This is a genomic window from Paenibacillus sp. FJAT-27812, from assembly GCF_001273905.1.
GTDB lineage: Bacteria > Bacillota > Bacilli > Paenibacillales > Paenibacillaceae > Pristimantibacillus.
The window spans coordinates 3,655,119-3,670,477 of record NZ_LIGH01000001.1 but is presented as its reverse complement, the minus strand read 5'-3'; the positions used below and the strand labels follow the sequence as shown (position 1 = coordinate 3,670,477).

Below are 15,359 nucleotides of genomic sequence, written 5' to 3'. Positions count from 1 at the left end.
TACAAGGGGAGGCAAAATGATGAGCACGCAGCACCAAATTAGCTTGCCTTACACGATGGGTACAAGCTCAGACTTTAGCGCTCAAATTCCATACCATACCCATTTTCATTATGAAATTTATTATTTTCATGCCGGGAAGGTCAATTATCTGATTAATGACCGCATTCACGTTCTTGAGCCAGGCGATCTGCTGCTCATGCACGGAATGACGCTGCACCGGGCAAATGTCGACCCAAGCGAGGAATATGTCCGCTCGATCCTCCACTTTGACCCCTTTTATTTCAAACAATTTATTCAGCCTCTGTTTGCTGCCGACCTGCTGGAGCCCTTCCAGAAGCTTCAAAACGTCAGACTGCAGCTGCGCGGCTCGGAGAAGGCCGAGGTTGAGGAAATCCTCCTCAAGCTAGGCCAATTATACGATCAGCAGGATCCCTTTTCGCAGCAGCGTTTTCAGGCAAGGATGCTCGACTTGTTAATATTGATCAATCAGCATTGCCAGAAGCCGCTTAATGAAAAACCTACATTCCCCTCCTCCAAGGAGCAGCATGTGCAGGCGATCATCTCCTACATTGAGCTTCATTACGGCGAGGATATCACGCTTGAGGGCATTCAAACGGAGCTTCATTTAAGCAAATTTTATTTGGCCAAAACGTTTAAAGAGGTTACCGGCAGCACGATCTTCCAGTTTCTCATGCTGCGCAGAATCTATCAAGCCAAAATCGATCTCATTGACAGCGGCAAGCCGATAACCGAGGTCGGATACGAGGTCGGCTTCAAACATCCCTCTCATTTCAGCCGCGCCTTTAAGCTGCATACCGAATTGACACCCGAACAATATCGCAAGCAGCATCAACTGCTTTCCGCTGGCCAGCAATAAACTCCAATTGGAAATTTTCGATTGGAGCAGTTGACCCATTTAGTTGATAGGCGTATTATTGTTATATCAACTAAATGAATGGAGCAGGTGATCGCAAGTGGAATTCAAACAGTCCGTAGGCTATGTCATCAGCAATACGGGACGCAAGCTAAACCATAAGCTGCAGCAGCTTTTTCAAGAGCACGACGTTACGCCTGAGCAATGGTCGCTGCTTATGTGCCTAGATGAGCATGACGGCATTACGCATAAAGATTTGGCACATCGCACCGATAAAGATCCTGCCAACATAACGAGATTAGTGGATCAGCTGGAGCGCAAAGAGCTCGTAAGGCGCGTAGCAAATCCGGGAGATCGGAGATCACAGCTTCTCTACTTAACCCAAAATGGCAGAACGAACGCTCATGCGCTCGCGCCGATCGAGGCTTTTTTAGTGACGCAGATGCTTAAGGATATTAGCGAAGAAGAAATTCAAGCATTTATGAGCTTCATGGCTAAAATTAAAAACAACGTGGAGCAGCCCATGTAAGCTCCCGGCTTCATAAACCCATTGCAACGCTGCCAACTGAGAGGGGAACACCTAATGAACACCAATAAATTATGGAGCGCTGACTTCATAAAAATATGCTTAAGCAGCTTTTTTCTATTTTTCTCCTTTTATACGCTGGCGACCGCGTTGTCGGTATATGTGACGAACGGACTCGGCGGTTCTGATACGCAAGCAGGCTTGTCCATGACCGTATTCGTCATCGCCTCCGTGCTGCTTCGTCCCTTTGCCGGACAGCTTATGTCCAAATATGGCGAGCATAAGATCGTCGTCATTTCCTTATTGTTATTTTTATTATTTTCGATGGCATACTTAGGCGTTTTTGGCTATGCCATGCTTTTGCTTGTCCGCTTTTTTCACGGAGGCACCTTCGCGATTGCTACCACTTCCACCAATACGACCGCGATCGGCATCATCCCTGAGCATCGCAAAGGAGAAGGCATTAGTTACTTCAGCTTGTTCATGAGCCTCGCAATGGTCATCGGGCCTTTTGTCGGATTAACGATAACGACGCATGGCGGCTTTACCGCTATGTTCGCTTTATGCGCGGTTTGCTCGCTGATCGCATTTGTGCTTGGCGCTTCAACTAGGCGCAAGGCTGACAAGCAGGTACCTGCTGCCGCAGAGGTTCAACCAAAAAAATCCAAAAGCAAGCTGCATTGGCGTGATCTTATCGAGAAAAAAGCCGTTCCGATTGCGTTTAGCGGATTTGTTGTCGCGTTCGCCTATAGCGGCTTAGTTACCTTTATGTCCGTCTATGCTCACGAACAGGCCATTGATCAATATGCCAGCTATTTCTTCGTTTGCTTCGGCATCATGATTGTTTTGCCGCGTCCGATTGTCGGCAAATTGCTCGACCGCGTAGGCGAGCATGTTATCGTCTATCCTAGCATTGCCATATTCACGATTGGCATGCTTCTGCTCAGCCAAGCCAGCTCGCCAGTGCTGCTGCTCGTCTCTGGTGCTGTTATCGGCCTTGGGTACGGGGCATTGCTGCCTTGCTTCCAGACGATTGCGGTACTTGCTGCCCCTGCTCACCGCAGAGGACTCGCCACGGCAACCTTCTACCTGCTGTTTGATCTTGGATACGGCATAGGCTCTTATACGCTTGGATCACTTGCATCCAGCTATGGCTACAGAGTGATGTATATTTTCTGCGCTATTATTATCGCCTCTTCATCGATCATCTATTTCACGCTTCATCACAAGCGCAAACGGTTGACGAATGCAGCCAGCGAAGAGGCCTATGTATCATAAATTCAGCTCCAAATGGTTGTTCTGAACGGGCAATGTAATCTCGACGACTGTCCCTTCATTGGGAGCACTGCTAAGTTGAAGCGTACCCTTGTGCGCTTCAATAATGCGCGTGCTGATCATAATGCCAAGCCCAGTCCCCTTCTCCTTCGTCGTTAAGAAAGGCTCACCAATTCTCTTGATTAATTCCTCCGGTATGCCTGAGCCCTCATCCTTTATCCGAATATGGACGTAGCCGTCCTCCATCGTCATAACCGACAAAGCTACCACGCCGCCCTGCGGCATCGCTTCTAACGCATTTTTAATAATATTCAAAAATACCTGCTTGAGCTGATCCACGTTCCCATAGACCGATGGCCTCGTTTGATCGTAAACAACCTTCAGCTCCACATTTAACAATATCGCCTGCGTCTCCAATATCGAAATAACGCTCTGCAAAATAGGCTCAAGCGGCTCGTAATTAAACTGCGTAAAATGAGGCTTCGCTAACGTCATAAACTCATTTACGATCAGTGTTATCCGGTCTATTTCATTCGCCATAATCGTAAAATAATGCGGCGTCTCCGGATATTTTGCGCTGAGCAGCTGAGTAAAGCCTTTAAGCGCCGTCAAGGGGTTGCGTATTTCATGAGCCACGCCTGCCGCAAGCTGTCCGATTGCCGACAGCTTTTCCGAACGAATTAGCAACTCCTCCGAGCGTTTGCGGTCTGTCAAATCACGAATGACGGTGAGCATAACATCCTTGCCCAAGTAATTGTTAATTCGGATGCTTGATAGCTCCACATCGATATGCTGCCCATCCGGCCTTATAATCACTCGTTCTTGAAACGGCGTCGGATCATCCGAAAACGTTATATTCTCCATCGTTTCCAAGAGCGTATCATGCCCGTATGGATGGATCAACTCAAGCAAGCTTTTGCCAATAATATGTGCGGTATCGCTTATTCCCATTACCTGCATCGCCAGCCTATTCACATAAAGAATCGTGCCTTGATCGCTCAGCATGATGGGTTCGGGAACAAATTTAATTATTTTCTGATAGAGCTTTGCGCTGTCGCTCAGCGTTTTTTCCTTGTCACGCTTAAAGGTAACGTCCTGCAAGGTGCCGAGCAAGGAAGGATGTCCGTTAAACATAATAATCGAGCTGTTCCCTTCCAAATAGATGATGCTTCCGTCTTTCTTGGTGCCTTTTAATTTGAGAGGAAATTGATCGATTCCGTTCATCATGCCATCCAGAACATCATTTGTAATTTGAATAATATCTTCCTTTGACACCAAATCAAAAGGCGAGAGCGTAAGCAGCTCCTCCTCTGTATACCCATACAGCTCGGCCAAATACGGATTCGCGTAGACGACTTTATGCTTTTGTCCTACAAATACGCCTGCCACGACGTTTTCCATCAAGCTTTTGTACATATAATCCTTCTCATGCAGGGATGCTTCCATCCTGATCTGGTCGGATATGTCATGAATGATAAGCTGAACGGCCGGCATACCGTCAAATTTTACCGCTACCGCTCTGAGCTCCACCTCTACGATCTCTAGATCGAGTCGGAGCAGCTTGTAATATATAAAATTAGATGGGTTGTCTTCTCGTATCAAAAAGTTAATGTTTGCATTAAACTGCTCCAAAAAATCGGGATGAACAAACTTGCTCATGTGATTGGTGATGATATCGTTATCGTTGCTCGCACCGATCATGCTTCGAAATGCACGGTTGGCAAAAACAATCTCACCCTTCAACAAAACGATAAGCCCGTCTGGAAGCATATCGACGAGATGCTGGTATCTTTCTTCACTCTCTTTTAATTGCTCGCCTACTCCAACTATTTTCATATAGGTTTCCCACCTCATCCAAGCAAATAGCTTCGTCTGATTGTTTACTTTCAACATCGCTAGCCTGCTTCCTGCTGCACCCCCCAATTTAAATAGAATAGAATTTTAATAGTTGCAATTGCGTTTTTCCTTCCCCCATGAAAATGCAGCATTCACGCCGCTCATTGACACGTTCTTGCCCATAAGGTACATTTATTATATATTTTTATATAATATATATAATTATCAAGGGAGAGAAACTTCAGTGACGAATGAATCCTCAAATACATTTACGGACATCACCATTATTGGCGGCGGTCCCGCTGGGATGTTTGCCGCGTTTTATGCGGGCATGCGTCAAGCAAGCGTAAAAATCATAGACAGCATGCCTCAGCTTGGCGGGCAGCTTGCCGCTTTATATCCAGAGAAATACATATACGATGTAGCTGGATTCCCGAAAGTGACCGCACAGCAGCTTGTCGAGCAGCTGGATGAGCAGATGAACCATTTTCCCGTACAGGTATGCCTTGAGCAAAAAGTGCTTCAAGTGATCAAAAAAGAAGAGCATCACTTTGTGATCGTTACCGATAAAGCGGTCCATTACAGCAAATCTGTTATTATAACCGGTGGAGTTGGCGCTTTCGAGCCGCGTCGATTGGAGCTTCCCGAAGCCAAACGATACGAGCATGCCAATTTGAACTATTTTATAAAGGACTTATCGCTTTACGAAGGAAAAAGGGTCGTCATCAATGGCGGCGGCGATTCCGCTGTCGACTGGGCGCTCATGCTTGAGCCAATTGCAAAAGAAGTGACGCTGATTCACAGGCGCGACAAGTTTCGGGCGCATGAGCACAGCGTAGTAAATTTGTTGAAATCCAAGGTGAAGGTCGTAACGCCCGCGGAAATAACCGAGCTGCATGGAGAAGAGCAAATAGAAGAGATTACGATTACGGATGTCAAATCAGGCGAAAAAACAAAGCTTGCTTGTGACGCTCTTATCGTGAATTTTGGATTTGTCTCCTCGCTTGGTCCCATTACAGAATGGGGATTAAACATTGAGAACGGGTCCATCCTGGTGGATACCCGAATGGAGACGAATATTGCGGGCATCTTTGCAGCGGGAGATATTACAAGCTATCCGGGAAAACTAAAGCTTATCGCCGTTGGCTTCGGAGAAGCGCCTACCGCCATCAACAATGCCAAGGTTTATTTGGATCCTGCCGCCAAGCTCTCGCCGGGACATAGCAGCAGCATGAAGCGCTAACGAATAAAAAGAACAGTGAGCGGCCTTAGACGGCTGATCACTGTTCTTTTTTCTTTTTGATAGAATAAGTGCATCGCTGCCCGCCCTTGGCCAGACACTCCGTCCTCGCCACCTCTGCATCGCCAAGCAGCGATTGAAACAATTGCAGCTCGCATTGGCATGCATGCTGGTATTTGGTCGCGACTTGCTCGATTGGACAATTGTTTTCCTTAATTATAAATTCATCGTCATTGATTTTTTCCCATTCGACCATATAACCGTTTTCGTTCTGAATTTCGGCAAGCGCCAAAACCCGATCCGTAAGTCCTTTGCCTAACATGCTTTGGTCATATTTATGAGCCATTTTATTTTTACGCCCTTCGAAGAGCGATTCTACAGCCGATTTGCCAAATTGATCGGAGAGCTCGTCCAATAACTCCAGCGTTAATGAATGATATTTATGCGGGAATAAGCTCCCGGCATGCTCCGTTAAGCGATATACCGCCGTCGGCCTGCCCATCGATTGCCTCACCGTTTCGGACGATATAAGTTTCTCTTTCTCCAACAATTGTATATGACGTCTGACAGCCATGACTGTTATGCCTAATTCTTCAGTCAGATCCTTGATGCTTAGGCTGCCCTTCGTTTTTAGTAGCTGAACAATGTATTCTCTTGTTGATAGCTGGCCTTGACCTATAGCAGCCATTTCTAATCACCTTCCGATAATGACCATTTTGTGCGTCGCTTGCTAAAGAAGAATACTGCAATAATAACACTTTCTAAAAACAATGTCTCCAAGCAGCCGCTATTTTTATAAAGAAAACAGACCAACGCTAGTCGCGTAGGAGCATACCACATACCGAAAAATACCGGTTGCGAGAGGATACATCTCCTTGTCCAAAATCGATCTTCCGATTATTTTTCGACACTATTTTAACCGCAGCCAAAAAAACCGCCCCTAAAGTAGATTTCTCTACTTCAAGAGCGGCTCTTATTGAACTATCTATGATTAGCCTTCAAGAAGAAGTGCTTCTGGATCTTCAAGAAGCGCTTTGACCATCACGAGGAAACGAACAGCTTCGCTGCCGTCTACGATACGGTGATCGTATGACAATGCGATGTACATCATCGGACGGTTTTCCATACGGGTCTCATCGATCGCTACCGGACGGATTTGAATTTTGTGCATGCCGAGAATACCAACTTGCGGCGCGTTAAGAATTGGTGTAGACAGCAAGGAGCCGAATACGCCGCCATTCGTAATTGTGAAGCTGCCGCCTTGCAGATCAGAGATCGCAAGTGTGTTCGATCTTGCTTTGCCGGCAAGCTCAACGATGTTTTTCTCGATCTCAGCAAAGCTTAGACGATCTGCATCACGAACGACCGGTACAACAAGGCCTTCTTTAGCAGATACGGCAATGCCGATATCAAAGAATTTTTTCGTAATAATGTCTTCGCCGTCGATTTCCGCATTAAGAAGTGGGAAAGCTTTCAGCGCGCCAACTACCGCTTTCGTGAAGAACGACATAAATCCTAGATTCACATCATTTTTCTCGAAAAACGCTTGTTTGCGGCGTTTGCGCAAGTCAAGAATCGCAGTCATATCCACTTCGTTGAAAGTTGTCAGCATCGCTGCCGTACGTTGTGCTTCAACTAGGCGGTTTGCAATCGTAACCCGGCGACGGGACATCCGTTTGCGCTCTGTCGGTTTCGCATCTTTGCTTGCACTAGCTGGTTCAGCTTGTGTAAGCGGAGCGGATTTAACCGGTGTTGCTACCGCTGGTGCAGGAGCTTGTCCTGGCGCGGATAGATCAATGCCTTGCTCACGAGCACGCTTGCGAGCTGCTGGTGAAGCATTGATTGCTGCGCTATCGCTTGCAGGAGCCGACGGCTGAGCCGCAGGCGCAGCTGGCTGAGCCGCAGGCGCAGCTGGCGCTGCCACTTGAGCTGCCGGCACTGCTGCCGGTGCGGACGCGCCGCCCGCTGCTTCTCCGATCGAACCGATTGCTTCGCCTACAAGTACAACGTCTCCGTCTTGCTTCGCAATGCGGGATACAACGCCGCTGTTGTCAGCGCTAATTTCAATGTTAACTTTATCCGTTTCAAGCTCTAGCAGGACATCTCCCTGACTAACGGAGTCGCCTTCCTTCACGAACCATTTCGTAATTGTTCCTTCAGATATGGACTCGCCTAATTCTGGTACTATAATTTCAGCCATTAGTCATTACCCCCTAATCAAACTTGTTTCAACTGGTTTGCCGTTCAAAGCTGTCGAAATAATCCATTTTTGTTCAGCGGCATGTACCTCTTGGTGTCCGCTTGCTGTACTCGAGCGATCAGGTCTGCCCACATAACGAACGGCTGCCTTCTTAGGTGCCAGCGCACGCAAACGCGGCTCCATGAAGCTCCACGAGCCCATGTTTTGCGGCTCTTCTTGTACCCATATAATTTCTTCCAGCTTGTCGAATTGCTTCACGATGCGCTCGATCTCTGCGTGAGGGAACGGATACAGCTGCTCCACTCTCGCAACGCGCAGCCACTCGTAATCCTCAGCGTTTGTAGATGAAAGCGCCTCTTCGATATCAATAGCAACCTTACCTGTGCAAAGCAGAAGCCGTTTCACTTTATCCTTCTGTTCCTTCGGCTCCGTTAGGCTGAATTGCGGCAGCACCGGCTTGAAGGAGCCTTCGCTGAATTCAACGCCGTGGGATGCGACGCGCGGATTACGGATCAAGCTCTTAGGCGCCATAAGAACGAGCGGACGCACCTGCTCTGTGCCTAGCAGCGATGCTTGCTTACGCAGCAAGTGGAAGTATTGAGCGGACGATGTTAAGTTCGCAACCGTCCAGTTGTTGTCAGCAGATAGTTGAAGGAAACGTTCCAGCCTTGCGCTGGAATGCTCCGGACCTTGGCCTTCATAGCCATGCGGAAGCAAAATCGTGATGCCTGATTTTTGCGACCATTTTGCACGGCCAGCCGAGATGAATTGGTCAAAGATAACTTGTGCAACGTTAGCGAAGTCACCGTACTGCGCTTCCCAAATCACAAACGTTTCAGGAGCAAATACGTTATAGCCATATTCAAAGCCTAGCACTGCCGTTTCCGACAACGGGCTGTTATGAACAGCAAAGGATGCTTTCGCTTGCGGCAGCATATGCAGCGGTGAGAACTTAGCTGCATTCGCGTTATCATTAAGCATGATATGGCGATGCGCGAACGTTCCGCGCTCTGAATCCTGGCCGCTTAGACGAATTGGCGTACCGTCTGCGAGAATCGTTGCGAATGCAAGCGTCTCTGCATGCGCCCAATCCACTTTCTCGCCATCGTTCAAGGCAGAAGCTCTGCGCTGCAAAATCCGTTGAAGCTTCGTATATTCCGTGAAGCCTTCCGGACGGTTAAGCAGCTCCAGGTTAATGTCGCGAAGCGTCTCAAGCGGCACTGCCGTACGAGCCTCTTCGCCAGTTGGAAGCACCGACTTCTGCTGCTCGCCGCGGATTTGCGGTTTGCCTTCGTTTGCTTTCATCGCATCGTAGGCTGCTTGCAGCTTGCCGTTCGTACGTCCGCGAAGCTCCTCAATTTGCGCATCCGTGATCGCTTTCTCGCCTTTCAACTGCTCGCTGTAAAGCACGCTTACGGTTGGGTGGCTGCGAACCTTCGAGTACATGAGCGGCTGCGTTACATCCGGATCATCCATTTCATTATGACCGAAACGGCGGTAGCCAATCAAATCGATAACAAATCCTTTATTGTAGCGGAGACGGTATTCACACGCGAGGCGTACTGCCGCCAAACATGCTTCCGGCTCATCCGCATTTACGTGCACGATTGGAATATCGAAGCCTTTCGCCAAATCACTTGCGTAATGAGTCGAACGCGAATCGATGCTGTTCGTTGTAAAACCAAGTCGGTTATTCGCAATAATGTGCAAAGTACCGCCATTGTGGTAGCCTTCCAGCTTATTGAAGTTAAGCGTCTCGGCAACGATCCCTTCGCCGATGAATGCTGCGTCGCCGTGAACGCAGATCGTAACCGCTTTTGACGGATCCTGCTCCGGCATACCCGGCTTGCTGCGATCTTCTTGCGCGGCGCGCGTGAAGCCTTCGACAACCGGATTTACGAATTCAAGGTGACTCGGGTTGTTGGCAAGGGTAAGATTCGCACGAATCGTTTCGCCTTCCTTCACGGCCCGGTCTGCGCCCAAGTGGTATTTCACGTCGCCAGTCCAGCCGTAGTTAAGGCCCATGGACCCTTCAGACGGGATAAGCTCTTTGTTTGGCGCATGGTGGAACTCAGAGAAAATCTTCTCATAAGGCTTGCCAAGCACATGCGTCAGAACGTTAAGACGACCGCGATGCGCCATGCCCATTAGAATGTTATTTGCTCCGTCATGCGCGACTGCACGGACGATTTCGTCCAGAACAGGCACGAGCATATCAACGCCTTCGATCGAGAAGCGTTTTTGTCCAACGAATGTACGGTGAAGGAAGTTCTCGAAATATTCAACTTCCATAAGACGTTCAAGCAGAGCCGAACGCTCTCTAGCTGACAGCGGCGCTGGGAAGCTTCCCGATTCCGCTTGCTTGTTAAGCCAGTTCCGTTCGTTCTCATCATGAATATGTGTAAATTCATACGCCGCCGAACGGGTATAAATTTCTCTCAAGCGGCTAATAGCTTCCCAGCCATTTGAGATCGATGCCGGCGCATTATCCCAAATAAGCGAAGCTGGAATAGCGGCCAAATCTTCTTTCGTAAGCCCAAAGGTCTCTGGCTCAAGCAGCTTCGTGTCTGCTGCAGGGCTAAGGCCGAGCGGGTCTATATCCGCAGCTAAATGGCCGTATCTGCGTATGTTCAGCATAAGCTGATGTGCAGCCACAACCTTCTTCAACATATTTGAATCAATCGGACCAGGCGCCGCTGCAGTTGATGCAGCCTTTTGCTCGCTTGGCTTAGCCGATGTGCTCGGTGTTGCTCCAATTGATACAGCCGGCGGTGCTCCAAAACGTTCAAACAGCTCACGAACCGTTGACTCAACGGAATCAGGATCGGTTAAGAAACGTTCGTACTGCTCCTGCACATACCCAAGATTGGGGCCATAGTAGCTTTGCCAAGGCGAATAATTACGCTCATCATGGTTGCTCATTGCAGAAAATTCCACCCTCTCTATTCATTGCCATCCTATTATTTTCTAAGGCGAAGCTCGCCATACATGCCCGCCAACTTGCACTTGCTCAAACCGTCTCCAAATTGCTCTTATGTGCATGGTAATTATAAGATACCATCATTCGTAGCTGTCTTTTGGACACCTCTTAATAGCTCCCTTATATTTTAGTACATAGTACGCTCACCTTCCATGACCTTATTGGCATTGATATCATCCATTTAAAGCATTGATTGTCGTTCTCGGACAATCAAGCGAGCATCAATTGGATAGAGCATCCAGAAGCCATGGAATCCGAAGGCTACAGCCTTGTGAACGCTTCCTGCAAAAATAGAATAGCCGACCGAGTCTGATATTCGCTCACTTCATGGCCTGAAAATGGGTAGTCATTCAGCTGTTTATGAGAACGAATCCGATTATATACGGCGTAAACCGTCTCCGGCAGACAAACGGTGTCCTTCCAGCCGACTGATAGCAAGACAGGCGCTTTGATGCGCTCAGCCAAATTTAATAAATCGAAATGGGCAAGCGTCGTCAGCACGGTAACCAATCGTTCCGGATACCGCTTAATATAATGGGCAATTTCGGCAAGCGAGCCTGTTGAATGCATGATGCCGTAATCCATATGGCACATGTTCGGAATATCAGACACAACCGCGCTTACTTTCGGATTAAGCGCGGCAGCAAGCAGCGCCAAGCCGCCGCCTTGGCTTGCGCCTACAACAGCTATTCGGGTATCATCCACCTCTGGCTGAAGGGCAGCCACATCGACCGCTCTTACTGCGTCCATCGATATAGCAAGGTAATAGCTTTGCTCGATACTTGCGATCCCCTGCGAAACCCAGCCTTTTACCGCACCTTCGCTTGCGGTTAGCAAATTGCCGGTTTCTCCGCCTTGTCCGCGCGCATCGACTGCGAATACAGCATACCCAAGCAGAAGCCAAGCTGCATAACGCTCCGGCAGTCCTTTGTCATTTGTGTAGCCCTGATAGATAACGACGCAAGGAAGCTTCTTCCCTCCCAAGCCTTGTTCCTGCCTCGGAACGATATACAAGCCATGAATCAGCGTATCGTCGCTGCCTTTGTACGTTAATCGCTCAGTCCTTACCGACGTAATAGGAGTATCCAGCGTTTCTCTAGCGATTTCGAGCGGCTTCTGTTCATAACGGGACAACGTATTCAGCCAGTACTTGTCCAGCTCGTCCGAGCCAATGGTTGCTGGTGGATTATACGCTAACCAATCCTTTTTGCGACGATTAATTGCATTCATCTCAGTATACCCCTATTCCGTTGCGTATTTTCGTTCCTGCTCCTCATTTTCGCTCAAAAAAAAAACCTTTCTTCGCAATCGATATGCAAAAGAAAGAGCTTTTTTCATCCATATCTAATTCCGCTTCGAGCAGCATTGCATGCCCATTAGCAAATACAGGTTTTTTTTCTAATGCCCGCCTTGCCCATGGATACAGCCTTGTTGATATATGCATCTGCCATAGGAACTTTGCATGCCGTCTTGCCCATATCAACATGCACCTTGCCGATGCTTGCAGCGGCTGCCAATGCATCCTCGCGAAGCTCCTCGATGTAAATGCCAACTGCCATGACGAAGCTGTTCATCGTATATCGAACGCGGTTCTGCTCCGAATGGATCGTATGCTGAACCCGCTTCAACAGCTCCCGGATTTCATCCAAATCCAGCTGTTCATCGGGTGTCAGCGAAATATAATTCGCATAGGTGCTCCAGCCGCAGGTCGCGATCATTTCCTCGGATGAATGTAGCCACTCCATCGCAAGCTCATGAGCATAAGCGCTCTCAGCAGCTACCCCTGCTACCGAAAATTCGGCAGTCGCGTACCAATGGGCTTGTTTCACCCACTGCTGGAGCGTTTCCTTCGCTACCGTTTTTGGATTGACCGTAAGTCCGGCCAAATACATGGCGTCGCTGTTTCCGGAGTCATACAGCTTGTGCGCCAGCTCTTGATCCTTCTTCACATATTTAACAAGCTTTTTCAAATCGCCGATTTTCACGCCGAAGATCGGCTCCATCGCGCCGTGCCGGATAAAGGTCATCTTTGTTTGTTCAGTTCCAAGACGCTCAAGCTCCTGCATTACCTCTTCATAAGTCATAGGCTTGTCCTCCTGCTCGCGGCTGCAATGATCGGAAGCGCCCTCTAAGCAGCGTCCGCGTCGCATATTTGCTGTTTCAATTACACCAGTAATAATCACTGATCATCATTACGATCATCTGTATCGTTGTATAACCGTTACCCATGTGTAGTTCCGTTTAACAATATCGAGCATGACGTATGAGAATAAGGCACGGAAATCTCAAAGCGATGCATATAAAAAGCAATCATGAGCTGGACAAGGTTAGCAAAAGCCGGTAACGCAAGCAAGCGCTATGCCGATTGCATCCGATTTAGCGCCCAAATAGAGGAGGTACGCTGCAAGCAGCGGACCCCCAGTAAATTTCCGATAATAGTTGCAGGATAACAGCCGTATGCAAGCCATGCCGCTGTTCGGGCAATCTCCGCCTAGGCAGCAGGATATCCTTAAGCATACTAACCCTTTCCACTCTGCTTACTCTTGATCGATGATCAATTCAATTAGGGTTCTAACCATGACGCCGGTAGCGCCTTTAGGCTCCCAGCCTCTGCTTGATTCGAGCCAAGCCGTTCCGCCAATATCAAGATGCACCCAAGGCAGTCCCTCTGCAAAATGTCCGATAAACAGCCCGCCGGTAATCGTACCCGCTTCTCTGCCTCCGCTGTTTTTCAGATCAGCCGCATCGCTTCTGATTTGCTTCTTATATTCCGGATAAGACGGCAGCTGCCATATTCTCTCGCCCGAACGTTCCGATGCCGACTGTACCTGTTTGAATAGCTGATCATTATTGGTCACAGCGCCCGTTGCTTGACTACCAAGCGCTACCGAAACTGCGCCAGTGAGCGTAGCCACGTCTACCAAACGGGTCGCGCCCCTTGTAATGGCGGTCGTTAGACCATCGGCCAGCACCAGTCTGCCCTCGGCATCGGTATTTACGACCTCAACCGTATGGCCGCTCATCATGCGAAGCACGTCGCCTGGCTTAATCGCGCGGTCAGAAGGCATATTTTCAGCAGTTGGAATGACCGCGATTACGTTGATGGCAGGCTTCAGCTCGCCAATAACGCGCATCGCTCCAAGCACAGCAGCCGCTCCGCCCATATCGGAGATCATTTCCTGCATGCCTTCGGCTCTCTTCAGGGAGATGCCGCCTGTATCAAACGTAATGCCCTTGCCGATCAGCCCCCAAGCCTCTTCCGTGCTTGGATCTCCCTTATAATGAATAACGATCATGCGAGGCGGATTTATGCTGCCTTGGCCTACGCCTAACAAGCCGCCCATTCGCTGCTCAGCCGCACTCCACTCGTCGATGACTTCAATCTCTAAATCAAGCTCTCTGGCCATCTCTTCCGCATGATAAGCAAGGCGCTCAGGCGTTAGGTCATTACCTGGCAAGTTGGTCAAATCGCGGGCTAAGTGAACGCCTTCGGCAAACAGCTTGCCTTTGGCGATACCTTGCTTCCATAATTCGGCGTCTCCTTCGGTTATAGCTGTTCCCTGAGGCACAAAAGCGACCTCCTTCAGCGAAAAGCGCTCGTTCTGCTCGCGCTTCAGCGGCTCGCGCGCATGAAGCGCGAGCAGCAGACCCTCGGTCAGCGCTTGCGCCGTACGATCGGCTCCAAGCTTAGCATTAGCAGTACACGAGAGCAGCGATTCTGAAAGCAGCACCTGAACCGTTTCAGCACGCAGTTTTTTGAGCGCTTTGGCTGCTGCCGCTGCCGCAAGGCGCAGACTTGTAGCCCCGCCATCCTGCTCAAGCCCAACAAATACGATGTAGGCTGCCGGATAAAGGCCTAGCGTTGCGATGATCTCGGTTTGCTCCGGCTCAGCCTTAAACAATCCTTTCGCATTCAGCCCTCTTAGCGCTTCATCGATTTGCGGCTGTACGATCGGTACAGCCGTTCCTCCTTGAATAAGCTCTTTCTTGCTGACAAAACGAATGACTGCATCATTAGCCGCTTGTTCTGTACCGCGAACCCCATATGTGAATTGAACACTCATTTGTATTCCCTCGCTTTCTTAGTCGATATATCCATGTATGTATCTTGCTTAATTGATACAATCAACACGTTTTTCAAACTCATTATACCGAACGTCCTGCGACTTTTCCATGTTTATAATAAAGCGATAAAGCAAAAAGCCCCCTCCGCTATGGTCAAGACCCCATATAGCGGACACTGAATAAAAGACCCTACCTAACAAGCTGGAGCCGGTACTGAATCGGAGCCAGCTTGTTTAGTTTTCTTTGCGGACGCTTGTTGTTGTAAAAGTGTATATATTCTTCAATTCGGCTTTGTGCTTCTTCTACAGATCGAATATCATAAGGGTAGAGTGCTTCTGTCTTCAAATGCGAGAAGAAGCTCTC

The 15,359-nt window shown here is 48.8% G+C and carries 12 protein-coding genes; 4 read left to right on the top strand and 8 right to left on the bottom strand.

Features of this window, described 5'->3' with window-relative positions:
* The first annotated feature begins 19 nt into the window (after positions 1 to 19).
* The 3 genes from ADU23_RS15500 (at position 20) to ADU23_RS15490 (ending at position 2,678) form a co-directional block, all read left to right on the top strand.
* On the top strand, positions 20 to 877 hold the full coding sequence (locus tag ADU23_RS15500; RefSeq protein ID WP_053374554.1) for a helix-turn-helix transcriptional regulator: 858 nt from the start codon (positions 20 to 22) through the stop codon (positions 875 to 877).
* Between the two features lie 97 nt (positions 878 to 974).
* On the top strand, positions 975 to 1,403 hold the full coding sequence (locus tag ADU23_RS15495; RefSeq protein WP_053374553.1) for a MarR family winged helix-turn-helix transcriptional regulator: 429 nt from the start codon (positions 975 to 977) through the stop codon (positions 1,401 to 1,403).
* 54 nt (positions 1,404 to 1,457) lie between these two features.
* Complete coding sequence (locus ADU23_RS15490; RefSeq protein WP_053374552.1) at positions 1,458 to 2,678, top strand: MFS transporter; 1,221 nt, start codon at positions 1,458 to 1,460, stop codon at positions 2,676 to 2,678.
* On the opposite strand, the gene ADU23_RS15485 is transcribed toward ADU23_RS15490, so the two are convergent.
* Positions 2,673 to 4,511: a PAS domain-containing protein gene (locus ADU23_RS15485; RefSeq protein ID WP_197286070.1), complete on the bottom strand. Its 1,839-nt coding sequence runs from the start codon at positions 4,509 to 4,511 to the stop codon at positions 2,673 to 2,675. The two genes, ADU23_RS15490 and ADU23_RS15485, sit on opposite strands and share 6 nt — an antisense overlap.
* A 244-nt stretch (positions 4,512 to 4,755) precedes the next feature.
* Between ADU23_RS15485 and ADU23_RS15480 the strand changes: the two genes are divergently transcribed.
* On the top strand, positions 4,756 to 5,754 hold the full coding sequence (locus ADU23_RS15480) for an NAD(P)/FAD-dependent oxidoreductase (protein WP_053374550.1): 999 nt from the start codon (positions 4,756 to 4,758) through the stop codon (positions 5,752 to 5,754).
* Between the two features lie 37 nt (positions 5,755 to 5,791).
* Here ADU23_RS15480 and ADU23_RS15475 read toward each other — a convergent pair whose 3' ends face one another.
* The 7 genes from ADU23_RS15475 to ADU23_RS32160 form a co-directional block, all read right to left on the bottom strand.
* Positions 5,792 to 6,439: a helix-turn-helix transcriptional regulator gene (locus tag ADU23_RS15475; RefSeq protein ID WP_053374549.1), complete on the bottom strand. Its 648-nt coding sequence runs from the start codon at positions 6,437 to 6,439 to the stop codon at positions 5,792 to 5,794.
* Positions 6,440 to 6,742: 303 nt separating this feature from the next.
* Positions 6,743 to 7,951, bottom strand: coding sequence for a 2-oxoglutarate dehydrogenase complex dihydrolipoyllysine-residue succinyltransferase (odhB, locus tag ADU23_RS15470; protein ID WP_053374548.1), 1,209 nt, complete (start codon positions 7,949 to 7,951; stop codon positions 6,743 to 6,745).
* Between the two features lie 6 nt (positions 7,952 to 7,957).
* Positions 7,958 to 10,873, bottom strand: coding sequence for a 2-oxoglutarate dehydrogenase E1 component (locus ADU23_RS15465; protein WP_053374547.1), 2,916 nt, complete (start codon positions 10,871 to 10,873; stop codon positions 7,958 to 7,960).
* Between the two features lie 319 nt (positions 10,874 to 11,192).
* A complete protein-coding gene (locus ADU23_RS15460; protein WP_053374546.1) occupies positions 11,193 to 12,161 on the bottom strand; it encodes an acetylxylan esterase in 969 nt (322 codons plus the stop codon).
* A gap of 146 nt (positions 12,162 to 12,307) precedes the next feature.
* Positions 12,308 to 13,015, bottom strand: a complete 708-nt coding sequence (locus tag ADU23_RS15455; protein ID WP_053374545.1) for a DNA alkylation repair protein — start codon at positions 13,013 to 13,015, stop codon at positions 12,308 to 12,310.
* 453 nt (positions 13,016 to 13,468) lie between these two features.
* Positions 13,469 to 14,995, bottom strand: a complete 1,527-nt coding sequence (locus tag ADU23_RS15450) for a leucyl aminopeptidase (protein ID WP_053374544.1) — start codon at positions 14,993 to 14,995, stop codon at positions 13,469 to 13,471.
* Between the two features lie 190 nt (positions 14,996 to 15,185).
* On the bottom strand, positions 15,186 to 15,359 hold a 174-nt coding region (locus ADU23_RS32160; protein ID WP_157266115.1), incomplete at its 5' end, for an IS3 family transposase.